A 24642-nucleotide genomic window follows, 5' to 3' on the forward strand; every position below is an offset into this window, starting at 1 on the left:
ACAACTGTGTTGTGCGTAGTTTACCTGTCGTCATTGCCGCTGGCACTGCGCCAGCAGCAAATCCGGATAAAAACGTTTTGGAGCCATATATGAACTTAACGCCGCTTCTGGTTGGCTCAGTATTTTTGCTACTGGGTGTCTACATGCTGTGTGACTACTTCTGGTATTTGCACAATGCTGAAAAAACACAAGGCAGGATAAGCCGGGTCGATGAATATCAGCGCAAAGACAGCCAACGTAGAGTAAGAACCCTGTACCGGCCCTACTTTGAATTTAGCGTGCACAACGTGTGTTACGAGGTGAAATCCAACACCTCTTATTACCGCAAAATAATGAAAGAAGGTGACCAGGTGGACATATTGTTTATACCGGGAAATGAGGATAAAGCCAGGCTGGCAAAAGCGAATAACCCTGTGATGGCTTGTATGTTTATTGTTCTGGGGCTACCAGCACTGTATTTGGGAGTAGCGTCATGAGTGTTAAATGTATACCCGCAATAGTCGTGGTGATGTTGTTGTGTCTGGCAACCGGCTATTTTTATCTGCAAGAGTCCTCTTTTACTCAAGGCTTAACCCTAACGCCTGCCACTGTGGTCGGCTTTGGTAGTAAGGCCCGTTTAAGTACCTCCGTTAATGGTCAGGCGTCATCAACTGATTTGCAGCCGGTAGCCGAGTTTCAGTATGCGAGCACCAGCTATAGGGTAGAAGGCCGGGCCCTCGGCTATCCGCGTTGGCAGCTTGGTGAGGTTGTTGAAGTGTACTTCGCCGAGCAAAACCCGCATCAGGCCAGAATAAAGCGTTGGGATGAGTTGTACTTTTACACCCTGCTCAGTGGTGCATTTCTTATTCTGACGCTGCTTTGCCCGCTGCTAAATATTTTTATAAGAAAACTAATAAAGACAAAGGCTTAAATCGCTAAGGTTGACTAGCCGCTTTGTCGATGTGTCGCAGTTAATAATCAGAAAAGGTAATTTTTATATGACGCTAACGTCTGGTATTTTCAACACGCCCACTGTCTTACTGGTGTCACTTGGTGCCAGTTTTATTACGGTAGCGGCAGAGCATATCGTGCCGCCGATGGTCAATATTCCTGCCGGCGACTTCATCATGGGCACCACAGGCGGAGAAAAGCAGGCACAGCCGGCACACAAGGTCAGCCTGAGCGCCTTTCAGCTGGGAAAATACGCGGTAACCGTGGCGGAGTTTAGCAAATTTGCCGCTGCGACCGGCTACAGCCCTGATAGTAGCTGTAACGACTTTATTGATGCAGAAGGTTTGCGCGGCCCGGAGCACAAAGGCAGTGGGCGCTGGGATAAGCACCGTTTCAGCTATAGTGAGTACCAGCCGGTGACCTGTATCTCCTGGCAAGATGCTAATAACTATGCTGCCTGGTTGTCTGAACAAACCGGCCAACAGTACCGCTTACCCACTGAGCAGGAATGGGAGTATGCCACCAAAGCCAATACCACCAGCCGCTATTTCTGGGGTGATGATCTACTGCAAACGCAAGCCTGTCAGTATGGTAACTTTGCTGATCTTAGCGGTGAGCAAGTCAACAACCAGCTGTATGGTTACAGCAACAAAGGCTTTATTGAGCATCTTAATTGTGATGATGGCGAGGCCTACAATGCCATAGTGGGTTTATACCGGCCTAATCCGTTTGGTTTGTATGACATGGTAGGCAATGTCAGCCAGTATCTGAATAGCTGTTTTAACCCGCAGGGCTATGTGTCTGACGCTGCCGCGGATACGGCTTCGTGCGACTTTATCGCTACCCGCGGCGGCAATTGGCATTATCCGGCTCAGCCGCACAGCAACCGTGGCCGCTTTAAGCGTGAAGGTTGGAATGTCGCGGCCGGTATCGGTTTTCGTCTGGCGATGGATGGGCACTCAGATGCAGTGTTGCCTGCCAGTCAAAAGTTTGAACTGCAATTGCACCAAGCGCAACAAGCCCATCTGGCAACGCGGGCACCTTTGCTGGCTGCCGTGGAAAAGCCGAGACTGACAGAGCGCGCTAATGGCAAGTTGCTGCTTAGCTGGTTGCCATCAGCGGATAAACGGGTAACCGGCTATGACATTTATCGCTCAAGGATAAAGCTGGCGCACTTGCTGGGTGGTTATTACCAGAAGCACTATGAAAAAGCTTATACAATTGGCGCAGATAGCACAGAGCTGGAAGTAAGTTTGCCGGATAGCGGTGGCAGTTTTATTGTGGTTGCCCGCTCAGGTCAGCTGTCGGGGCTGCCATCAGAAAAGGCGGTGAAGCTTGCGCCTGCTGCAGTGGCAGCTATTCCGGGACGTATCGAAATGCAACAGCTGGCGCATTTGCATAATGCGCCTTTGTATTACTTCGCTGCCAGCGAAGATAAACCTGAGCGCTACCTGGTGTTTAAAACCAATAAAGCCACAGAGCAGAATAGGGTGACGCTGCGGTTTGACACCGAAGTGGCAAAAACTGGCTGGTACCGGCTGAATTACAAAGGCAGCAGCTTCCAAAACGGTGAGTTTTTTCAGCTCTGGCAGGGCAGAAAGCTTGCTGGCAGTATTAGCTATCAGCGCGGCATCGATGACTCGGTATCAAACCGGCACAAAGTGTACTTAGAGGCGGGGCGTCATGCATTAGAGCTGACGATACTGCGGGAAGATTTTGACCGCTGGGGCTTAAGCTGGCTGGAGCTGACAGCAGCAGATAGTTAGCCATTGGCTGTTAACCTGTGGTGGCGCAGTGGCTTCACAATATCGCGACGAGCGCTTTGCTACTCTGCTGCTGTTATTTAACAGGAGCAGAAGAATGAAGTGGTTAAGTTATGTATTTGGCGGCGTGTTATTGATAAGCCAGGCCGTGTTGGCGGATGAGAAACGGGTGCTAATGTTGATTTCAAGCAACGGCACTCCGGCTAATCCAGAGCTGAGTTACGATTTGGAGGAGCTGGCCCAGTCATATCTGGTGCTGCATGATAACGGCGTAAAACTGGATATAGCCAGCCCGAAAGGCGGTGCTGTACTGGTCAAAAACAATAAAGATTCTCTGGAATATATTCAGCGTTTTAAAGCGCTGGCGTCCAAGCAATTAGCAGACACACTGGCGACAAAAGATACTGATATCAGCCAGTATGATGGTGTCTTTGTTGTCGGCGGTGCTGGTGCCATGCTGGATTTACCTGCAGATCAGGCAACACAGAGCTTACTAACCAAAGCTGCAGTAAAAGACAAAGTGATAACTGCTGTATGTCACGGCCCGGCGGCGATAGCCGATATTAAATTGCCAGATGGCCGCTACTTTGTGGCGGGTAAAAGGGTAAACGGTTTTACCAATATTGAAGAGCAGGCGTTTAGCAGCGAGCACATAGCGATGTTTCCGTTTTTACTGCAAGATCGGTTAGTAAAAAACGGTGCTCAGTTTGTCCATAATGCGCCAATGCTGCCTTATGTTGCTGTTGACGGTAATCTGATCACGGCACAAAACCCGGGTTCAGTCGCCAAAGCAGCTGAAGCTATGGTGTTAGCTCTGGGTTTGCCAGTTAAAGCCAGGCAGCCATTTAGCGATGAAAACACAATGCAACTATTGTCACAAGCGCGCCAGAATGGCCCTGTAGTGATTGACCTTGCGTTGCAAAACAGCAATCACAATATCGATATCAACTACCTGGCGTTATATGGCTTTTACGCTTACCGTTTGGCAGATGAAGCAGATAAAGCCCGTGAGCTGGCGATTATGCACACGATAAGCAAGCACTTTTCGCATCCGGAATTTGATGCGCAGCTTATTGTTCAGTCGTCAGAGCAAGGTCTTACTGCACAGGCTAAAATGGCGTATCAGGAGTTTGTAAAACGCTACCCTGAGCATAAATATGTGGCTGAGCTAAAAGCAAAGCTATCGTTGTAAGCCGAAATTCGGCACGTCAGTTGGCAGCTGACGTGCATATCCGATATTGTAATACATCCACTCTGTGCCCTTGTCTTCCAAGCTGCTATAATCGCGCGCATTATTATTTACTCCCGGGTTTTAAGCCCGACACCGCAGCCGGATGCCTGCGGTAACAGACTATTGGATATTATGAACACAGACAACTTTTTAGCCGAAGTAAACAACCACACTTTATGAATATTACTTATGTGCCATTAGCGGACACTCAATCTTGACACCAAGTGATCAAAAACCAATCGAATACGTTGTGGTACTGGACCACGTTGAGGGCGATAAATATATAAATCCCAAGGCACAGGCTCGATCTCTTCTAACACTCTCACCAGTTTCTCTTGGCGTAATAAGTCTTGGGCCGAAAAGTCAGGAATTTGAGCAAACCCCAGTCCATTTTGTACACCCATTAATTCAGCTTCGGCGTCGGCACTTCGAAAACGTGTTATGGATGGCGTCCACTGTCTGTCCATGGAAAAAACCCATGGCCAAAGCTTTCCCGTATTGCGATCGACTAACCCTGTAACCGGCAAGTGGTTTAGATCTTCAATAGACGCAGGCCTTCCCACTCTATTTATTAAGTCAGGCGAAGCCACGACATGCATATTAATTTTGGTGAGCTGGCGGGCAATAAATCGACTATCCCTCATGAAGCCGATACGAATCCCAATATCTATTTTTTCGTCAACTACATCAACGCGCTCGTCACTAAGTGTCAGGTCTATATCCAGTTGAGGATGTCTTGTTGAGAGTTCCAGTAATACTGGCATTAAGCATTTGTGACCAAAACCAACAGGCGCTGCGATACGAACCCGCCCTTGTAATTCATTACCCGAGTTAGGGGCGCTTGTTTGAAACAATTCATCTACAGCGCGCAGGCGTTCTTTTGCTATCAAAGCAAATTTTTCTCCAACTAAGGTCACTTGTATGTGTCGAGTATTTCGATGAAATAAAAGCTCCCCTTGCAATTGCTCTAACTCCTTCACTGCTCGTGTCACTGCCTGAGGAGAAATTCCTAGACGGTTAGCCGCTTCTTTAAAGCTGCGAGACTCAGCAGCAGTACAAAATATCCGGAGCATTTCCAATCTGTTAAGCATCACAGTCACATTCAGGTTTGATATGAATACATAAATATTATTCCAAATTATGGAATTGTGAAATTAAAACATTTCCATTTATCGGTTTTTGAAGATAAGAGATACTTTGCTTGTTATTTATACAACGTCATTCAACTTATTTGAGGATATTAACTATGAGCAGTGTTTTAGCAAATAACATCAGCGGTAAGGTCGTTGTTATCACTGGTGGTAGCAGCGGTTTAGGCGAGACCACGGCAAGACATTTAGCCAGCCTTGGCGCATCTGTTGTTTTAGGTGCCCGACGCATCGACAAGCTTGAAGCTATTGCTGCTGACATACGCACAGCGGGCGGAGAAGTTGCGGTTCAAGCGACAGATGTGACTCGCCCGGACGAAGTGAAGGCCCTTGTAAATCTTGCACAAGAGCGCTTCGGTAAAGTTGATGTGGTTATCAATAATGCAGGGTTAATGGCGATTGCACCGTTAGCTGAGACTCGAGTTGACGAATGGGATCGCATGATTGACATCAACATTAAAGGTTTGCTGTATGGCGTAGCCGCAGCGCTTCCGATCTTTCAGGCTCAGGGAACAGGCCACTTTATCAATATTTCTTCCGTAGCGGGTATCAAAGTATTCAGTCCCGGCGGCACGGTTTATAGCGGAACCAAATTCGCTGTTCGCGCTATTGCCGAAGGCTTACGCCATGAAGTTGGGGGTAAAATTCGTTCAACAATCATTTCACCGGGGGCAATCGAATCTGAATTAAAACATGGAAGTTCAGATACTCAGGGTGCAGCCTTTGTAAAAGATTTTTATCAGCAAAATGAAATTCCATCTGAATCTGTTGCTCGTGCTATCGCATACGCAATTGAGCAGCCTGCGGATGTGGATATCAACGAGATTGTTCTGCGCCCAACTGTTCAAGAGTTTTAATTCGTTTAATAAAAGACCTATTAGGGCCTGTTGATCTTTTCTGTATGAATTTTGTTCTAATTAAACGCTTTTTAATCGAGGCGCAGCGTTGAAGGCCTAATGGATTAAGTCGAAATGCTGCAACAATGAGTAAAAAGCGTTTAAGACGAATCCGAAGGACAGCGTTTGTGCGGCATTTCTACTGCCTCAGCACTCTTTCATGTAGAGCAACTACACTACAATCGTGCTTCATTGTATAAATACCGCACAACTCGCTGCAAAAGCATACAGCAAAGATCAACAGGCCCTAACCAGCGGGTGATTTAACCACCCGCTGAATATTCAGTTTGTGAGGTTATTGATGACAGCGTTAAACAGACAAATGCGTGCTTTGGTATTAGATAGCTATGAAGAGGGTACAGTATTCCGGGATGCCCTGATTAACTTACCCTCTCCATCAGCAGGTCAGGTGCAAGTAAAAATATTTGCAAGTGGCGTCAATCCTATTGATTACAAGATCCGCCGCGGTATCGCGCCTTATGCCATGCCGGAATTACCCGCAGTACTTGGCACCGATTTAGCTGGAGAAATTGTTGCTATCGGCGACGGCGTCACCGACTTTGCAGTAGGCGATGCAGTTTATGGTCTGACTGGCGGAGTGCGAGGATTGCAAGGATCATTGGCTGAATATGCCAACGTAGATGCTGAGTTACTTGCTCTCAAACCGAAAAATTTGTCCATGCGTGAAGCTGCGGCTTTACCTCTGGTTACACTTACCGCTTGGGAAGGTTTGGTTGACAAGGCGAATGTTAAAGCGGGCCAGAAAGTCCTTATCCAAGGTGGAGCTGGCGGAGTTGGGCATGTAGCTGTGCAAATTGCTAAGGCCTTAGGTGCCGACGTTTATGCCACTGCATCGACTGGAAAACAACAACTGCTCAAGGCGCTTGGTGCCACGCCGATTGATTATCACACTACAAGCCCTGCTGACTACATGGACGCATACACCCAAGGCAAAGGATTCGATATCATTTACGACACTGTCGGTGGCTCTGTACTCGATGCCTCATTAGATATCATTGCACATTATGGACATATTTTAAGTTGTGCTGCATTCAGCTCACATAACTTGGCACCGTCGTCATTACGCTCTGCAACATTGTCAGCGATTTTTGTGTTACACCCACAGCTCAGCGGAGAGGGGCGCAAACATCATGGTGACATTCTGCGGAAAATTACGGCTCTAGTTGAAGCTGAACAAATTAAGCCAATACTCGATCCGTTACGCTTCTCCCTTAACACGGCAATGGATGCACATAATGCTGTAGAGTTGGGGTCCATGGGTAAAGTAGTTATTGATGTAATTGCTTAAAAAATCATTGTTGTAATTACTTAAAAAGTCATAGTTGAGGATGCATATGAGCCCAAGAAAACTAATTCGAACTGTTCGTTTCCATGAACTAGGTGGCCCCGAGGTATTAACTATTGACTCGCTGGCGAGTCCAAGTTTGCAGGCCACTGATGTACGTATTGCGGTCAAAGTTGTTGGGCTCAATCGTGCTGATGCCATGTTTAGGCGAGGCAGCTATATAGAAAAGGCTGACTTCCCTTCACGAATCGGCTATGAAGCATCCGGGATAGTTATTGAAGTCGGGGAAGAGGTAAATCATTTACGCCTTGGAGACGAGGTTTGTATTGTCCCTCAGATGGGGCTTTCTCAGAATGGCTGCTACGCAGAAGAGATTGTCGTACCAAGTGAATATGTGGCACTTAAACCAGCAGGGCTAACCTTTGCTGAAGGTGCAGCAGCTTGGATGCAGTACCTGACAGCTTATGGCGCTTTGGTCGAAATTGCTAAGGTGCAAAAAGGCGATGCAGTACTGATAACCGCCGCATCGAGCAGTGTTGGATTGGCTGCGATTCAAATTGTGAATGCTCTAGGGGGTATCCCTATCGTTACAACTCAAACACGAGCTAAAAAGGCTGCTGTGCTCAAGGCTGGCGCGGCCCATGTGATTGCAACCCAAGAAGAACCGCTGCTGGATAGCTTGATAAGCATCTTGGGAGCAAACAATTTAAAAGTCGCATTTGATGCTGTCGGTGGGCCGCAGATAGCTGAAATTGCTGAAGCAATGAGCCCTGAAGGAACAATAATAGTACACGGAGCATTAAGTCCCGAAACAACTCCTTTTCCCTTAAAAATAGCACTTCGTAAAAGCCTGACAGTTAGGGGGTATGTGTTTACTGAAGTTGTAAAAGACATCGAGCGTTTTCGCAGAGCAAAGCAATTTATCCACTCGGGTTTATCCAAGGGAACACTCAAGCCTGTCATTGATCGAAGCTTTAAATTTGAAGAGATAGTAGCAGCGCATCATTATCTGGAGTCAAATCAGCAGATTGGTAAAATAGTGGTCGAACTTGATTAACAGTTCGTAGCTTCCGCTAGTCTCTGGCCGGCGCATAATTCACCGCCAGAACAATAAGAAAAAGGGGTAGTGTATGGTAATTAGCGATCTTCTCTGGCGGCGACCACGCCATTACATGGATGTTGATGAAACCCACGATCACGTGCACTGGGTTGAACTTTTCTTCGATCTGGTCCATGTAGTGACAATTTTCATTCTGGGGAATTACCTGTCCCATCATCTGGGGTGGCAAGGATTCTGGGTGTTTACGGGACTGTTCCTGGCAATTTTCTATGCCTGGGCAGACAGTTCGGTCTATAACTCACTGTATATTTCCACGGACATGCCGCATCGCCTGGTGATGGCACTTAAGATTGTCACGATGATGACCATCGCGGCGGCGATTCCCGACGTGGGCGGTGAAGGCTGGACGTATTTCGCGCTGAGCTATGCGTTGAATCGGGCGCTGACGGCCTATCTTTACTGGCGGGCGCGCTGTACCGACAACGCGGCCAATAGGCTGGCGCAGGAACAGGGGCGGAATTTTTTCGTGTTGGCCGGGTTGTTTGCACTGTCGGCTTTTTTGCCCACACCGGTCGCCTACTGGGTCTTTGCCGCCGGCGTGGCAGCAATCCAACTGCAGTACATGCTGCCGCGCGTGGGCACGCTCCGCTTCGAACGCTTTGTGCCTCAACTCGGACACATCTCGGAGCGCTTCGGCCTTCTGATGTTGATCTTGCTGGGTGAAGGCTTCTTTAAGCTGGTGGTCACGCTGGCCGACAAGGGCGTCTACAAAGTCAGCGCGGGTACGCTGTTCAATGTGACCATGGGTGGCTTGTCCCTCTTCGCGCTGGCCTGGACTTATTTCGACTGCGCCGGCAATGAAAAACCGAAGAGCCGCACCAGTGCCGTGCTGCTGAGATACTGGTTTGCTCACATCGTGATTTTGTGGAGTGCGGTGACGATTGGCGTTGCGCTGGCCGGAGAAGTCTACGTCGGCCTGTGGGAGCCTTATCCGCCCGGCTACGCCGCGCTTGGCTCGGTCGGCCTTGCGGTGTTTTTAGCTTCGCTATGGGCGCTGCGTCGAACCGTGGCTGATGCCACCGACATCTACCATAGCACCGGTCTGAGGCTGTTCGGCATTGTCATGGCGCTGGTTGTGCTAGCCGTTCATCCCCTCGTACCGTCGATTGTCAGCAACGGCCTTTGGGCCCTGGCGCTGTTCTCGCAGATTGGTGTGCCGATTTTTCTGGCACTAAGAGATGGGCGCCGGTCTGATAAAATGCTGTGATGGAACATGGCTACGCCCATGGTGGTGAGGGCATCGCCATCTAAATAAGGGTTAAAAAACACTTCATAAGTATCATCAAGCTTGTCTTTTAGATGGTTTATCAGGCTCCACTCCCCAGGGGTTGAATGGAGGCGAAGCCACAATCAAAAGTCCGTCCGGCGGCCATCGGCCGCTCTGAGCGCAGCATTTCCATAAAAGGGCTTTGAGGCATGAGCAAACATCCGCTGTTATTGGCGACTTAAACGACTATAGATCAAAATCATAATAATTTTATGCTCAATTTGTTGCGTAATCGCGCATATTATCTGTTTGCTAATCGTCCTTAAGTAGGCTAAATTTGAACCATTAAACATAAAACGAGCGACAATAAAGTCGCTACCATAAGAATATTTAACAACAGGAGACATTCCATGGTCAAAGTAGCCTTGTTCGTTCGCCTTGAAGCGAAACCCGGAAAAGAGAAAGAGGTTGAGAGCTTCCTTATGAGTGGCCTTCCCATCGTCAATGAGGAGCCTGCCACCACTGCGTGGTTTGGCATTCGCCTTGGACCAAGCACTTTCGGAATCTTTGATGCTTTTCCAGATGAAGCGGGTCGGCAGGCCCATCTCTCCGGTAAGGTCGCAGCCGCGTTGATGGCAAAGGCAGGTGAGTTGTTATCCGAGCCCCCGTCCATCGAAAACGTTGATGTACTTGCGGCAAAGCTACCTGGCTAGCAAGCCTAAACCCTTATGTCATCAATCTTTTTGATTATCACGGCCTTTGCATGGCCGCGTGTCAGCGGAAATGAGATTAACTGCACCTTTGGTCGCAACGGCAGAGGAGAAGCGTTTCACGCTTGCAGTTTCTGGGCTCATTTATCGCTAAATGTGGTTGCTAAAAGGGCGCGCATGGTTTGCGCATTCAATGCTGGTGGTTTTGATGCTGTAACGATATTGGGTATACGTCAAACTATTACATAACTTGCCTTCATCAAGACATCCCCCGACCTTCCGCGCCTTCACAGCTTCAGGCTTGTGCAGGGCGGGTGATACCCCCTGTCTGGATTGATGCCACGCAGGACATCGATGACATTCAAGAACAAATTAACCATATGCTAGCCAGCAGCCCATAAGAGGATGCCGAAGAGCTGACCGATGGAGCCACACAGACCCCTGAGCATTTAGCCTTTTATATCGATTATGAAAAAATGGGGCGTGATATGGAGCTTGGCGTTGATGTATTCACCATCGAAACAGGTTATCAGGAAGTGCATATTTTCTGGAATCATTAAGCTACAGCTTGAGCCCTTGCCGTTAGGCGAGGGCCTAAATTCCGGCGCGCTTTTGTGGCTCAGCGGCCTTGCGGCCTAAATCACTCATGCTTCGCTTGTCTTGTCTCCTCTGTCGTCAAGCTGAGCCCCAAAAGTTTAAATAATGCTGGCTATCGGTATTGTTAATACCGATAGTGCCTTCTTTTAAACCCTGCGGTTTAAGAATGTGGTTGTTTACGGCGGTTAGCGCCGTAAAACGCAAAGTAGTTAAACCTGACCCTAATGCTAGGTTTATCTATTAAAACATATCAAGCGCTTTACTTTGATGTGTTAAAACGTATCAATCTTTAGTCTTTTGGTGGTTTATGATATAGTTTTATAGATATTAGTATCTTATTGATATAGAAAGGTGTATCAAATATGAGTTATATAACCGATCAAATATTGAAAAGCTTGCGAGAGGCGCGTGCGCGTAAGGGCTTTAGCCAACGGGAGTTAAGCGCCCGTTCTGGCGTGCCGCAAAGCCATATCTCTAAAATTGAGTCAGGCAACGTTGACCTGCGGGTATCCAGTTTGATCGCTTTGGCGCGTGTGCTTGATTTAGAGCTATTTGTTGCGCCTAAAAAGTCAGTGCCAGCCATCAAGTCTATTATTCGTAGCGCCCAAGGGCATGATGAAGATGGAGAGCAGGTCGCACCAGCCTACAGCTTAGATGCCGATTACATGGAGGATAGCGCCGATGAATAACGTTTCTACACTCAATGTGCTGCTCTATGGCGAACCTATTGCGACCATCACCAATGTCGGCAATGACAGAACGCTTTTTGCCTTTATGGATTCGTACATTCATGCCGAATCGCGTCCTGTATTAGGACTTGGATTTAAAGATTCGCTAGGAGGCTTGCTGACTAGCTTCAAACCGACCCAATCTAAGTTAACCCCGTTTTTCTCTAACCTTTTGCCAGAAGAAACCATGCGAAATTACCTGGCAGAGCGTGCCGGTGTTAATCCATCGCGGGAATTTTTTCTATTGTGGGTACTGGGACAGGATTTGGCAGGCGCGATCACGGTTGAGCCAGCAGATGGTGAAGCCTTACCACCTAATGTGCATCAAGACAGAGAAGATGAAACGAAAACAGATGGGCCAATGCGTTTTTCATTAGCGGGAGTGCAGTTGAAATTTTCAGCTGTGCGGCAGGCAAATGGCGGTTTGACTATCCCAGCAACCGGTCAAGGTGGCTCTTGGATTGTAAAATTACCGTCGTCTCGGTTTGAAGCTGTGCCAGAAAATGAATATTCGATGATGGAGCTGGCTCGAATGTTGGGAATGGACGTGCCAGAAACGCAGCTACTGCCTATTAATCGGATTGCTAATATCCCCAATGGCATTGGCAAATTTGGTGCCTCTTTTAAAAATGCTCAGGCTTTTGCGATTAAACGCTTTGACCGTGCAGATGGTCAAGCTGTTCACATTGAGGACTTTGCGCAAGTGTTTGGTGTTTATCCTCAAGATAAATACAAAAAAGCCAGTATGCGAAATATTGCTCAGGTTATCGGTATTGAAGGTCAAGACGAAGACATTGCTGAATTTACTCGCCGATTGGTGTTCAATACGCTAATTGGCAATGCAGATATGCATTTGAAGAATTGGTCTGTGATCTATAAGGATAAGCTCACAGCATCGATAGCACCTGCTTATGACTTTGTCTCGACCATTCCTTATATCCCCGATGATAGTGCTTCGTTGAAGGTGAGCCGTAGCAAGAAATTCAGTGATTTCACGCTAGATGAGTTATCACACCTAGCAGCCAAAGCCATGTTGCCAGAGAAGCTGGTGCTGGATACAGCTAAGCAAACCGTAGCAGGCTTCCATGAGGTATGGGCGAAAGAAAAAACGCATTTACCCCTTACAAAGTCAGTGATTGAAGCCATTGAAACGCACTTACGAAGCATACCGCTACGTTGAATTAATAGTAGCTAAAGCGTACTGGTAAGGCCTGAGATTTCCCGATACCCTTGCGGACATCCTCATTGAGCGAGGATTGGCCACTAAATCCGCCTCAAATGAGCGATATGAAAGCCTTGCCCCAGAAGTGCTGATCAAAGACGGCAAGCCAATCTGGCTACCCATGCTGCATAGTCAACAGTTAAAATTGTTGAATGGCTACAGTTTTATTTGTAGAATACGGGCTTATGAAAACTTTATCCGAACGACTAAACCATGCCTTGCAGCTTACTGGGGTGACCCAGTCTGAGTTGGCTCGTCGCATTGGTATTAAACAGCAGTCGATCAGCCAGATTTGCTCTGGTAAATCGGCTAGGTCTCGTTACACCATGCAGATCGCGGAGGCGCTTCGCGTGAATGCTCATTGGCTCGCCACTGGTGATGGCGAGATTGGCTTGGGGGTCGGTAATGTAGAAGTTGGGCCTGACATTAAGGGAAGAATTCCTCTCATTAACTGGGTTCAGGCCAGTGATTGGCCTGAAATAGCGGAGGGATTTGCCCATGAAGATGCTGAAGAGTGGCGTGAAGTCACTGGGAAAGCACATGAGGGTTGTTTCGCACTTCGCGTAAAAGGCGACAGTATGGAAAATCCAAGAGGGAAAAAATCCATACCTGAGGAGGCAGTGATCGTTGTTGATCCTGAAGTACCTTACTCTTCAGGTTCATTGGTTGTTGCGCGTTTGGATGATTCGAAAGAAGCAATCTTTAAGCAGTTGGTTATTGATGGTGAACAGAAGTACCTAAAACCTTTGAACCCCCAATACCCTGCAATACCGATCAACGGCAACTGCACCATCATTGGTGTAGTACGACAAGCTATCATCGATTTTTGGTAGCGAAGGAATTTGTGGTTTAGCCACAGTTGTTCATGAGCTGAAGAAGCAACGATTGCAAACAGCTACAACTGAGCATTGGCGCACGCTGAGAGTAAATGGTAACCAATTAAATAACCATTGATTGTTTATAAACTCAAGATCAGCGAAAATAGCGGCCAATTACGATTAACACGACGGATTTGACAAGCGAAGAACTGAAAGAAGGTACTTCCAAAAGTGTGTACAAATCCGTGTACAAACTAAAAGAATTTATTAATGGCAAACCAAAACTTTCTCCAGGAAATCAATAAGCGAAGAACCTTTGCTATCATTTCTCACCCTGATGCGGGTAAAACAACCATAACTGAAAAAGTCTTATTGTTTGGGCACTTATTACAAAAAGCCGGTACGGTTAAAGGTAAAAAGTCAGGTCAGTTTGCCACGTCAGACTGGATGCAAATGGAAAAAGAGCGGGGGATTTCTGTAACGACCTCTGTGATGCAGTTTCCTTACGATGATTGTTTAGTTAACCTACTTGATACCCCAGGCCATGCGGATTTCTCTGAAGATACTTATCGTACTTTAACCGCCGTTGACTCTTGTTTAATGGTTATCGATGGCGCTAAGGGTGTTGAAGAAAGAACCATTAAGTTAATGGAAGTCGCCCGTTTACGTGACACGCCCATTTTAACCTTTATGAATAAAATGGACCGCGACATACGTGATCCTATCGACTTATTAGACGAAGTAGAAAGCGTACTAAATATTGCCTGTGCCCCTATTTCTTGGCCTATCGGCTCAGGTAAAGGCTTTAAAGGTGTGTATCATATTCTGCGCGACGAAGTGATCTTATATAAATCGGGCTTTGGCCACACTATTCAAGATGTCGATATTATTAAAGGTATTGATAACCCTGAACTAGATAAACGTATAGGCAGTTATGCCGAACAACTACGTGAAGAAATGGAGCTAGTGCAAGGTGCTAGCCATGAATTTGATCACGAGTTGTTTTTAAAAGGTGAATTGACCCCTGTATTCTTTGGTACCGCCTTAGGTAACTTTGGTGTCGACCATATGCTAGATGGCTTAGTACAGTGGGCTCCTGTGCCGCAGTCTCGTGAAACTGAATCTGGTGCCATCACCGCGGATAATACTAATTTTAGTGGTTTTGTTTTTAAAATTCAGGCCAATATGGATCCCAAACACCGTGACCGCGTGGCCTTTTTACGTATTGTTTCTGGTAAGTATGAAAAAGGCATGAAGGTGCGTCATGTCCGGCTCGGCAAAGATATTCTAATCTCACAAGCCTTAACTTTTGTTGCCGGTGATCGTGAGCACTTAGACGTTGCTTACCCTGGCGATATTATTGGCCTGCATAACCATGGCACCATTAAAATTGGTGATACTTTTAGTCAAGGCGATGCTATTCAATTTACGGGTATCCCCAACTTTGCTCCTGAATTATTCCGTCGTATTCGTTTACGTGATCCGTTAAAGCAAAAGCAACTACTCAAAGGCTTAGTGCAACTTTCAGAAGAAGGGGCAGTGCAAGTATTCCGTCCGCTTGATAATAACGATCTTATTGTTGGGGCTGTGGGGGTGCTGCAGTTCGACGTTGTAGTAAGCCGATTAAAATTTGAATACAACGTAGACGCGCTTTATGAAAACGTCAATGTGGCTACCGCGCGTTGGGTATACTCAAATGATGGCAAAGCCTTAGATGAATTTACCAATAAAGCCAGTCAAAACTTAGCCTTAGATGGCGGTGATAACTTAACTTATATTGCCCCAACTATGGTTAACCTTAATTTAGCCATGGAGCGTTATCCGAAAATTCAGTTCCATAAGACACGTGAACATTAATAGGCAACGAACATGAATATTAAACAAATCTTAACTGAAAAAACTCAAGCTGCCTTTGTTGCCTTAGGTTTACCTGCCGATACCAATGCCGCTGTTGCTATAAGCAGCAAAGCCGCATTTGGTGATTACCAAATTAATGGTGCTATGGCGGCAGCAAAAATAGTAAAAACTAATCCTCGCCAATTAGCACAGCAGCTATTAAACCATTTGCAGCTAGATGATATGGCGGAAAAAGTTGAAATAGCAGGTCCAGGCTTTATTAATGTTACCTTAGCTAAAGCGTGGTTAGCTAAACAATTACAGGCTGCATCGACGGACCCGCGTTTGGGCGTAAACACTAACCCCGCACCGCAAACGGTAGTTGTTGATTATTCCGCGCCCAACCTTGCCAAAGAAATGCATGTTGGTCATTTACGTTCAACTATTATTGGTGATGCCGTTGTTCGCAGCCTAGAGTTTTGGGGAGATAAGGTTATCCGACAAAACCATATGGGCGATTGGGGCACCCAATTTGGTATGCTGATTGCTCATTTAGAAGATAAGCTTGAAGCCGGAACAGACTTAGCCCAAGTGGCTTTAGCCGACTTAGAAGACTTTTATCGTCAAGCTAAAAAGCGTTTTGACGACGAAGAGGGCTTTGCTGACAAATCACGTGATTATGTGGTTAAACTACAATCTGGCGATAGCCATTGCCTAACTTTATGGCAGCTGTTTATTGATACCTCAGTTAAACACAGCCGCGATGTTTACGAAACGCTTAATGTTACCCTAACCGATGCAGATATTAAGCCAGAAAGTGCTTATAACAGTATGTTACAAGGCATCGTTGATGACTTAAAAGCTCAACAACTAGCCGTGTCTGATCAAGGCGCTGAAGTCGTATTTTTACAAGAGCTAGCAGATAAAGAAGGTAATCCATCGCCCTTTATTGTGCAAAAAACCGGTGGTGGCTTTTTATACGCCACAACAGATTTAGCCGCTTGCCAATACCGCAGCCACGACTTAGGCGCAGATAGAGTCATTATTTTCACTGATGCCCGGCAAAGCTTACACTTTAAACAAGTAGAGCTAGTTGCTCGCAAGGCGGGCTACTTACGCCAAGAAACGGCGTATCAGCATTGTCCATTTGGCACTATGATGGGGGAAGATGGTAAACCATTTAAAACCCGTACTGGTGGCACGGTTAAGTTAGCAGAGTTATTAGATGAAGCCGTAGTTAGAGCTAAAGCGGTTGTTGCTGAAAAATCTACCGAGTTAAGCGCAGATGAAGTAGCTGAAATTGCCCGTAAAGTGGGTATTGGCGCGGTGAAATTTGCCGACTTATCAAAAAACCGGACGAGCGATTATATCTTTAGCTGGGACGCGATGCTTAGCTTTGAAGGCGCAACGGCACCTTATTTACAATATGCCTACACTCGCGTGCGTAGCATTTTACGTCGCGCCGAGATTGACGATAGCTTTAATGCCGAACTAAGCTTAGTTGAAGAGCAAGAAAAACAGCTAGCGGTGAAGCTTCTGCGTTTTGAAGAAACCCTTCAACAAGTGATGAAAGACGCTCAGCCTAATTTACTGTGTAATTATTTATACGAATTAGCTAGCCTATATATGACCTTCTATGAAGCCTGTGCCATCTTAAAGCCAGGTATAGAGCCAGCCTTGCGCGACAGCCGTTTAATGCTGAGCATTTTAGCTTCTAGAATGTTAAAGCAAGGTTTGTCATTGCTAGGTATTGAGGTAATGGAGCGCATGTAATGAAAGTAGACGCTATTCGTCGTAGTTACAGTCTAAATAAGTTAGATTATGATCAACTAGATAAAAATCCTATTATCCAGTTTGAGCATTGGTTAAAAGACGCTATTGCCGCTGAATTAACCGATCCTACGGCGATGTGTGTCGCCAGTGTTGATGAGCACGGTCAGCCATCGCAGCGTATTGTTTTATTAAAAGACGTAAATGCAGACGGCTTTGTGTTCTACACCAATTTAGGTAGCCGTAAAGCAACTGAGCTTATGGCTAACCCTAAAGTGTGTTTACACTTTCCGTGGCATCCGCTAGAGCGGCAAGTGATTGTTTATGGTGTTGCCGAGCGGGTTTCATCCGCGCAAGTGGCTAAATATTTTTTATCACGGCCTAAAGAAAGCCAGTTAGCAGCTTGGGCATCAGAGCAAAGTCGGCCTATTTCAACTCGGCAAGCATTAATGCAAAAATTTGCCGAAGTAAAACATAAGTTTCAGCAAGGTGAAGTGCCATTACCTTCATTTTGGGGCGGATTTTTAGTTCGGCCAACTAAAATTGAATTTTGGCAAGGCGGTGATTATCGTTTACATGATCGCTTTATGTATTCGTTACAGCCAAGCGGCGACTGGCAAATTGAACGGTTATGTCCATAACGGCCTCTACAGCGAAGAAAGCTTCTAACTTATATAATTTATTTGATACCCATTGTCATTTAAATCTGCCTGAACTTGCCGGTACTGAGCCTAACCAAAAGCAGTTACAGCAGCACTGGCAAGATGCCCAGCAAGTCGGGGTAACACAGTTGCTTATTCCAGCAACCGAGCCCGCAGCATGGCCAACTTTACTCAAGTTACAGCAACAACAAGCAGCTTGTTGGCATATCGCCTTAGGTGTTCATCCTTGGTGGGCTAAAACTAGTCCATTAGCGGCTATTGAGCAACTAAGTGCGCTGTATCAATCGCATAGCAAACAAATTGTCGCAGTAGGCGAGATAGGCTTAGACTTTGCGTTAGCTAGCGATACTTTTTTGGCACAACAAGCGTGGTTTGAGCAGCAATTAGCCTTAGCCAAGCAATTAGCAAAGCCTGTGATCTTGCATCATCGCAAAAGTCAGCCACAATTGCTGGAGGAAATTAAACGGCAACACTTTACTGCAGGCGGCATTCTGCATGCCTTTTCTGGCAGTGTGCAACAAGCACAATCCTTTATTGAACAAGGGTTTAAGTTAGGTATAGGCGGCACTATAACTTATCAGCGCGCTGCTAAAACACATAAAGTGGTACAGCAGTTGCCATTATCTAGTTTTGTGCTTGAAACCGACGCGCCGTCGATGCCGTTAGCGGGATATCAAGGCCAAATAAATACACCTGCAAGGTTAGCCGAGGTTTTTGCTTGTTTTTGTCAGTTAAGATCAGAGCCTGCTGCAGAAATAGCGCACGCCTTGTGGCAAAATAGCATTGATATTTTAGGCTTGGGGCGGCTTTAAGCGCATCGACTGCCGAGAAAAGCGCGAAAAACCTCGACGTAATAAGAAACCAATAGCGCCGGCGAAAAGTAGCATTAATAAGATCCGCTGCATTAAGTTTTGCCAAGGTTCGGCAATAGGGCTTAAAGCCGCATCTAAACGCAAACTAAACTTAATATAGCCTAACAACTGTTGTTGTTTAGTAATCGGCTGGATCATCGGTTTTAGCTGCTCAGTATAATCGGGTTTATATAGCTGAAAAGCCGGTGCGCTATTATCAGAGCTGCTCATCCGTACGCCATTAGCATCATAAACCGTCACTTCATATAAATAGTTACTTGAAGCCACGTTTTGGGTTAGTTGCTCTAAGCCGTCGAGTTGATCATTTTCAATTAAATAAGCCGCAGTATCCGCTAGCGTAACTAAGGTTTCACGCATCAATTGGCTACTTTGCTGCTGGAATAAGTACTGGCCTTGCTGTTGAATCATCACCCAAGCTTGCAATAATAACCAAACACCCAGTACCGCAAAAGCGACTTGGATAAGCTTGATATAACTTGATGTTGTACGTGCAGTTACGCTATGGTTCGGCATATTCCTCACAGACTAAATGCTATGTTTATTTAATAGGGCATAATGATGTAGCATGCCACGTCATGGTTTTTAAGTATAGGTAACCGAGTGTCCTTTTTATATCAAATAACCGCTCAATCCCAAGCCGAAAATACAGCACCACCTTTGCAGTTTGTGCTTCAGCCTGGCCAGTATTATCGCTTAAGCTGGCAAGATAACCAATTATTATTACAAAGCCAAACAGTGTTAACTAATTTAACTGCTGTGCAGCAGGGGCCAGAGTTAACGGCTAACCAGCCTAACACTAAGCTCAATAATACTCCTAACAGCAGTATCAATGGCAATAATACGGCAATTACCCTTGTTTTGTTTGGCGATAACTTAAGCTGGCAGCTGTTGCAACAAGTATTAAGGTTAGTGGCTCAACCAGGCCAGTTTTTAGCTATGCGCTGTTCTCAGCCCCATGCCGATTTAGCGCTAGGGTTAGAACTAAGCTTAAGCGAACAGTTAGCAAATAGGGTGCAACAGCAGATTGCAAAATTAGCTGACTTATATGCAATAGAGCGATTATATCTGCCCAGCCGGCCTAGTTTAAGTCAGCCGGGGTTGTTAGTAATGGATATGGACTCAACCGCCATTGAAATAGAATGCATTGATGAGATTGCACGGTTAGCAGGGGTAGGCGAGCAGGTTGCTAAAGTAACAGCACAAGCTATGAATGGTGAGTTAGATTTTAGCCAAAGTTTAGTCGCTCGAGTAGCTGCATTACAAGGGGCCGATAATTCGATACTAGAGCAGGTTCTAGTAACGATGCCAATTATGCCCGGGCTAGAAGCACTTGTTCGTTACCTTAAACAACATCAATGGCATATTGCTATAGCATCTGGAGGTTTTACTTATTTTACTCAAGCCCTACAGCAACGCTTTGGCTTAACGGCTACTTTTGCTAATCAACTAGACATTGTTAATGGAAAATTAACCGGCGCGGTGCTAGGTGATATTGTTGATGCTCAAGCTAAAGCTGAAGTGGTACAAAACTTAGCTAAGCAATATCAAGTCGCAAGTGAGCAAACGGTGGCTATTGGTGATGGCGCTAATGATATTCCAATGCTAAATAAAGCCCATTATGGGGTCGCTTTTCATGCTAAAGCCGCAGTGCAAGCGCAAGCTAAATATGCAATTAAACAAGGCTCTTTGTTGCAGTTGCTATACTTATTCAGCAGTTAAAAAAGCCAGCTTAGCTTTATCAATTGTCGCTGCGTTGGCGTTAATAGCATAACGCAGCAAAATTTCTTCAGAAATATCTACTACATCTATAATGCCCACTATGCTCCAAAGCTCTTCTTCAAGCTGCTTTGCCTTATGAATGGCATAAGCACTTATATAAGTTAACTCCTGCTCAAAATAGTCAATATCAGGTCTATTAGTGCGCATTAAGCTTAAGCGATAACAAAACAGCAAACCTTGCTGCAACGCTTTTAGAATATACTCTTTTATCGCTTGCTCATTAGCAAAATCATAATGGTATTTAAATTCAATATCACTGCTGCTTTTCGCTTTATGACTTACATAGGCGAATAGTAGGTACTCACTCCCTAGCTCAAACCGTTTCATTTTCTTTAACTGTTGGGAAAACTGAATGCAAGCTGCGCCATTATTAACCACTTGATTAACATCGAGTTGAGTAAGGCTGTTGTCTTGACGCTCAGTTTTACTCGCGGCTTTGTTATAACGCATCAAGTAATGCAGGGTATGCAAAGCCTTACCTTTAGCAACCGTATTTATTTCATAACGGATCCCTTGACGCTGAACAAAGAGTTGTAAGTTATTTTGTGACTGTAAATACATATTTCTTAGCGCGGCAGAAAGTCCAGGATAACGAGGTGTTTCTTGCGCTTGAGTCAATTTGCTGCGGTTATTCTGGATCAGTTGACTAAAAAACTGCTGACCAATATGCTTTTCATCATTACCCGCTACTTTTAAATTAATAATAGTGCGGCTTTTACTTACAGCCATCACTTCATAAGGTAAGGCGGACAATAGGTGCTTTTGGCTAATCTTTTGTAATTCTGGCAAGTCTAGCAAAACAATATCGCCTTTAACAAAATCAACCGGCTGTAATACTTCAACCTGTAAGCCTTTGGCTGAAAAATCACGGCTAAAGCCAATAAGGTTTTCTTGTTCGTCCCCTTGTTGGATCTCAATAGCTGTTTTGTATAAATAGCGTGATTCAGAGCGTAAATTAACATAATGAACGGGTACAGCTTCGCATGGCGGGGTTTCAGCCCGCTTTTTATGGCCAAATTGTGCCAGTTGCTTAAGTTGGCTTTGTTGGTAGCTATAACTTTGATAGCTATCCGTACTGTGATCAGAGGTGATATCCGTTAAGCTAATCATAAAGCGGATATCTTGGATAAAACCTTTAACTAAAGCTGATACTGATTCTGTATTGTCTTGTTGCGCCTTCGGGATAATGGAAACCGATTCAGCAAGTTGAGCCGAGGTGGCCGCAAAACTTAAATGAAACACACGCCAGCTTGGTTTGGAGGCACCAAAGCCAAAGAAGACACTGCGTATATCTGGGCTATTCGCGAGTTCTTCATTAGTTGCAGAGTAAAAAAACAATTTGCCTTTAACGGCATGAGTAAAACAATACAAAATACAGCTATTAGTTGGCGCTTTATTATCAATACGGGCCTTAATGCGCTTGGCATTTAAAATGCTAATTAGCACCGACTTATATTGTTCATCTAAGAAATATTGCCAGCAGCCTTTATTATGATCTGTGGTTAATACACTCACTGGAATGGCAATATTGTCACGTACTGAAATAAAAATAGGTAAAGCGGTAATTTTAGGTAGGTGAAACTGCTCATAGCCTTTAGTCAGTAAGCAAGCACTCACATTGTCTAGGTTTACTTTATAACGACGCTTATTGCCATTAATAAAATTTTGCAAAAACTGGCTAAACTTCTTCTCATCTTCTGCTGGTTGGCGCTTCATTCGCCAGTAATTATTTTGATTATGCTGTTCAATATCAACAATAGTATATGGCACGCCGTTAGATAGCTCTAAAACAAATTCTTGCTCTAGTTGGGTAAAAAACAAGCTAACTTCATCACCAATTTTAGCAGTTTGTTGCTTACGCACTTTTAATTTACAGCCAGATACCGATAAATCCGAGGTACTAGCCTTAAAGCGATGGGTCGCCGTGCGAACTTCAACATCAATACTGAAGTTCATTCGCTCATCGCGGCGGCGAATGTAGTTACCAAATTCAATAACTTGTGGCTGTTCAGAGCTTTCTATGGCTTCAGCGCTTAATGCGGGATCGGTTTCACCGCTAGCAACCCGAGTGAGTGTTTCACGCACCCGCTTTTCGGTTTCTTTTCGATGCATAACCCTAAAGTTATTTTCAGTGTTGCGCACCTCTTCATACAAACCAACGGTATAAGCGCCATATTGTTCTAAACCTTTTTCAAACACTTCTATGGCGTTATCATCCATATAATGGGTTTTGCCCTGATAAGGGTAAGGTTTCACTTCACCATCGACTAAGCCCCGTAAATCAATAAAAAACTGACAGCGCTGATTTAAGCGTTTTAGCTCCATTTTTAAAATAAATTGCTTTGACTTAGGCAGGTCAGCAGTTAGCAGACTAAACATTTGTTCAAAGTTGCTAGTATTTAAGCTACTTTTTAATTGTTCAATGATGCCAATATAGGCTTGTAGGTCTGGTGCTGTCATAATTCGTCTATGTGTGAGCCAAAAAGTCGGCGCAATAACATGTTAATATGTAGTACGCTACGTGGTTATAAATTGAAAAGCAATATCTATGCCTTTCATTTGGTTCAGGAAAAAAAATGGCAAAAGTAAAAACAGCTTATGTATGTACAGACTGTGGCGCAGATTTTATGCGTTGGCAAGGCCAGTGTACAGCATGTGGAGCTTGGAACACGATAAGTGAAGTGCGTTTAGGATCTACAACGACAAAGTCTAACCGTAGTTCTGGCTATGCAGGTGCTACAGTTGCAAAGGTTATTCCGTTAGATCAAGTAGACTTACAAGCCGTGCCGCGCTTTAGCAGCGGCTTTGCCGAGTTTGACCGTGTATTAGGTGGCGGCATTGTACCAGGCTCCGCCATACTTATTGGTGGCCATCCAGGGGCGGGTAAAAGTACCTTACTACTGCAAATGGTCTGTGGCTTAGCCAGTGGTGGCGGTGTCTTGTATGTTACGGGTGAAGAATCGTTGCAACAAGTTGCCATGCGAGCACAACGGCTGAATTTGCCTACGGCGAATGTCAAAATGTTGGCTGAAACCAATATAGAAACTATTTGCCATTTAGCCGAGCAAGAAAAACCACGCATTATGATTATCGACTCTATTCAGGTAATGCAATTAGCTGATATTCAGTCAGCACCAGGCAGTGTGTCTCAGGTACGCGAAAGCGCTGCATATTTAACCCGTTTTGCTAAACAAAATAATATCGCTATTATTTTAGTGGGCCATGTTACCAAAGACGGCTCGTTAGCCGGACCTAAAGTATTAGAGCACTGTATCGACTGCTCGGTTATGTTAGATGGCGACAGCGATAACCGCTATCGTACTTTACGTGGTCATAAAAACCGCTTTGGCGCTATTAATGAACTCGGTGTCTTTGCTATGACAGAGCAAGGCATGAAAGAAGTGAAAAATCCTTCTGCTATCTTCCTAACCCGAGGTAAAGAAGACCAGTCGGGGAGTATCGTTATGGTGCTATGGGAAGGCACTCGGCCATTATTAGTTGAGATCCAAGGTTTAGTCGATCACTCGCCATTAAATAACCCGCGTCGAGTTACCCTAGGCATGGAGCAAAATAGGATCTCCATGTTATTAGCGGTTATGCATCGTCATGCGGGCATTCAAATGGCCGATCAAGATGTGTTTGTCAACGTAGTTGGTGGCGTTAAAGTAAATGAAACCAGTGCTGATTTAGCCACTTTGCTGGCGCTTGTTTCTAGTTTTAGAGACAAACCGCTACCTAATGATTTAGTGGTATTTGGAGAAGTGGGCTTAGCAGGCGAAATTAGGCCAGTACCCAGTGGTCAAGAGCGCTTACGCGAAGCGGCGAAACATGGTTTTAAGCGAGCTATAGTGCCTTTTGCTAATAAGCCAAAAGACGGCATACCCGGCATGGAAGTCATAGCCGTAACTAAATTATCTGAAGCCTTAGAAGCGATATAGGTAGCGCAGAAAGTGAGAGAAGAGCAGTGGTGAGTTATGAATTGTGAGTTATGAGTGTTGAGTTGTGAGTGACTAGTTCGTATAACGAACAGTGACTCGCTGGCAGGGC

22 protein-coding genes are annotated in these 24642 nt (G+C 45.4%); 19 read left to right on the top strand and 3 right to left on the bottom strand.

Annotated elements, in window-relative coordinates:
• The first annotated feature begins 11 nt into the window (after positions 1 to 11).
• The 4 genes from ACRCA4_RS03910 (at position 12) to ACRCA4_RS03925 (ending at position 3885) form a co-directional block, all read left to right on the top strand.
• Positions 12 to 476 carry a hypothetical protein gene (locus ACRCA4_RS03910; RefSeq protein WP_433184459.1) on the top strand — a complete coding sequence of 155 codons (465 nt, stop codon included), beginning with the start codon at positions 12 to 14 and terminating at the stop codon, positions 474 to 476.
• Positions 473 to 910 (top strand): DUF3592 domain-containing protein, encoded by a 438-nt coding sequence (locus tag ACRCA4_RS03915; protein WP_433184461.1) that lies wholly within the window; start codon positions 473 to 475, stop codon positions 908 to 910. The genes ACRCA4_RS03910 and ACRCA4_RS03915 overlap by 4 nt, the downstream gene beginning before the upstream one ends.
• A gap of 67 nt (positions 911 to 977) precedes the next feature.
• A complete protein-coding gene (locus tag ACRCA4_RS03920; RefSeq protein WP_433184463.1) occupies positions 978 to 2696 on the top strand; it encodes a formylglycine-generating enzyme family protein in 1719 nt (572 codons plus the stop codon).
• Positions 2697 to 2790: 94 nt separating this feature from the next.
• A complete protein-coding gene (locus tag ACRCA4_RS03925; RefSeq protein WP_433184466.1) occupies positions 2791 to 3885 on the top strand; it encodes a DJ-1/PfpI family protein in 1095 nt (364 codons plus the stop codon).
• 236 nt (positions 3886 to 4121) lie between these two features.
• On the opposite strand, the gene ACRCA4_RS03930 is transcribed toward ACRCA4_RS03925, so the two are convergent.
• A complete protein-coding gene (locus ACRCA4_RS03930; protein WP_433184468.1) occupies positions 4122 to 5015 on the bottom strand; it encodes a LysR family transcriptional regulator in 894 nt (297 codons plus the stop codon).
• Between the two features lie 155 nt (positions 5016 to 5170).
• Between ACRCA4_RS03930 and ACRCA4_RS03935 the strand changes: the two genes are divergently transcribed.
• From ACRCA4_RS03935 to ACRCA4_RS03995, 13 genes are all read left to right on the top strand, one after another.
• Positions 5171 to 5929, top strand: coding sequence for an SDR family oxidoreductase (locus ACRCA4_RS03935; RefSeq protein WP_433184471.1), 759 nt, complete (start codon positions 5171 to 5173; stop codon positions 5927 to 5929).
• Positions 5930 to 6257: 328 nt separating this feature from the next.
• Positions 6258 to 7277 carry a zinc-dependent alcohol dehydrogenase family protein gene (locus ACRCA4_RS03940; protein WP_433184474.1) on the top strand — a complete coding sequence of 340 codons (1020 nt, stop codon included), beginning with the start codon at positions 6258 to 6260 and terminating at the stop codon, positions 7275 to 7277.
• 46 nt (positions 7278 to 7323) lie between these two features.
• Positions 7324 to 8331 carry a zinc-dependent alcohol dehydrogenase family protein gene (locus tag ACRCA4_RS03945; RefSeq protein ID WP_433184476.1) on the top strand — a complete coding sequence of 336 codons (1008 nt, stop codon included), beginning with the start codon at positions 7324 to 7326 and terminating at the stop codon, positions 8329 to 8331.
• A 73-nt stretch (positions 8332 to 8404) separates the two neighbouring features.
• A complete protein-coding gene (locus ACRCA4_RS03950; protein ID WP_433184479.1) occupies positions 8405 to 9601 on the top strand; it encodes a low temperature requirement protein A in 1197 nt (398 codons plus the stop codon).
• Positions 9602 to 10011: 410 nt separating this feature from the next.
• Complete coding sequence (locus ACRCA4_RS03955) at positions 10012 to 10314, top strand: putative quinol monooxygenase (RefSeq protein ID WP_248532944.1); 303 nt, start codon at positions 10012 to 10014, stop codon at positions 10312 to 10314.
• A gap of 413 nt (positions 10315 to 10727) precedes the next feature.
• Entirely contained in the window at positions 10728 to 10871 is a 144-nt protein-coding gene (locus ACRCA4_RS03960; protein ID WP_433185277.1) for an antirestriction protein ArdA, read from the top strand.
• Between the two features lie 399 nt (positions 10872 to 11270).
• Entirely contained in the window at positions 11271 to 11597 is a 327-nt protein-coding gene (locus ACRCA4_RS03965) for a helix-turn-helix domain-containing protein (protein WP_433184483.1), read from the top strand.
• Complete coding sequence (locus tag ACRCA4_RS03970) at positions 11590 to 12816, top strand: type II toxin-antitoxin system HipA family toxin (protein WP_433184485.1); 1227 nt, start codon at positions 11590 to 11592, stop codon at positions 12814 to 12816. Before ACRCA4_RS03965 ends, ACRCA4_RS03970 begins: the two co-directional genes overlap by 8 nt.
• A 194-nt stretch (positions 12817 to 13010) precedes the next feature.
• Positions 13011 to 13691, top strand: coding sequence for a LexA family protein (locus ACRCA4_RS03975; protein WP_433184488.1), 681 nt, complete (start codon positions 13011 to 13013; stop codon positions 13689 to 13691).
• Positions 13692 to 13946: 255 nt separating this feature from the next.
• Positions 13947 to 15533 (top strand): peptide chain release factor 3, encoded by a 1587-nt coding sequence (prfC, locus tag ACRCA4_RS03980; RefSeq protein ID WP_433184491.1) that lies wholly within the window; start codon positions 13947 to 13949, stop codon positions 15531 to 15533.
• Between the two features lie 12 nt (positions 15534 to 15545).
• Positions 15546 to 17285 (top strand): arginine--tRNA ligase, encoded by a 1740-nt coding sequence (argS, locus tag ACRCA4_RS03985; protein ID WP_433184494.1) that lies wholly within the window; start codon positions 15546 to 15548, stop codon positions 17283 to 17285.
• Positions 17285 to 17923: a pyridoxamine 5'-phosphate oxidase gene (pdxH, locus tag ACRCA4_RS03990; RefSeq protein ID WP_433184496.1), complete on the top strand. Its 639-nt coding sequence runs from the start codon at positions 17285 to 17287 to the stop codon at positions 17921 to 17923. The genes argS and pdxH overlap by 1 nt, the downstream gene beginning before the upstream one ends.
• Positions 17914 to 18756: a TatD family hydrolase gene (locus tag ACRCA4_RS03995; protein WP_433184499.1), complete on the top strand. Its 843-nt coding sequence runs from the start codon at positions 17914 to 17916 to the stop codon at positions 18754 to 18756. Before pdxH ends, ACRCA4_RS03995 begins: the two co-directional genes overlap by 10 nt.
• Here ACRCA4_RS03995 and ACRCA4_RS04000 read toward each other — a convergent pair.
• Entirely contained in the window at positions 18736 to 19329 is a 594-nt protein-coding gene (locus tag ACRCA4_RS04000; RefSeq protein WP_433184502.1) for an AhpA/YtjB family protein, read from the bottom strand. The two genes, ACRCA4_RS03995 and ACRCA4_RS04000, sit on opposite strands and share 21 nt — an antisense overlap.
• Positions 19330 to 19416: 87 nt before the next feature.
• Here ACRCA4_RS04000 and serB point away from each other — a divergent pair, with 87 nt between their 5' ends.
• Complete coding sequence (serB, locus tag ACRCA4_RS04005) at positions 19417 to 20535, top strand: phosphoserine phosphatase SerB (RefSeq protein WP_433184504.1); 1119 nt, start codon at positions 19417 to 19419, stop codon at positions 20533 to 20535.
• Here serB and ACRCA4_RS04010 read toward each other — a convergent pair.
• Complete coding sequence (locus ACRCA4_RS04010; RefSeq protein WP_433184507.1) at positions 20521 to 23055, bottom strand: PilZ domain-containing protein; 2535 nt, start codon at positions 23053 to 23055, stop codon at positions 20521 to 20523. The two genes, serB and ACRCA4_RS04010, sit on opposite strands and share 15 nt — an antisense overlap.
• 116 nt (positions 23056 to 23171) lie before the next feature.
• On the opposite strand from ACRCA4_RS04010, the gene radA reads away from it, so the two are divergent.
• A complete protein-coding gene (radA, locus tag ACRCA4_RS04015) occupies positions 23172 to 24533 on the top strand; it encodes a DNA repair protein RadA (protein WP_433184510.1) in 1362 nt (453 codons plus the stop codon).
• Positions 24534 to 24642: the final 109 nt, after the last annotated feature.

Origin of the sequence: Rheinheimera sp. WS51, assembly GCF_050936095.1 — a bacterium.
In the GTDB taxonomy this organism is placed as follows: domain Bacteria; phylum Pseudomonadota; class Gammaproteobacteria; order Enterobacterales; family Alteromonadaceae; genus Alishewanella.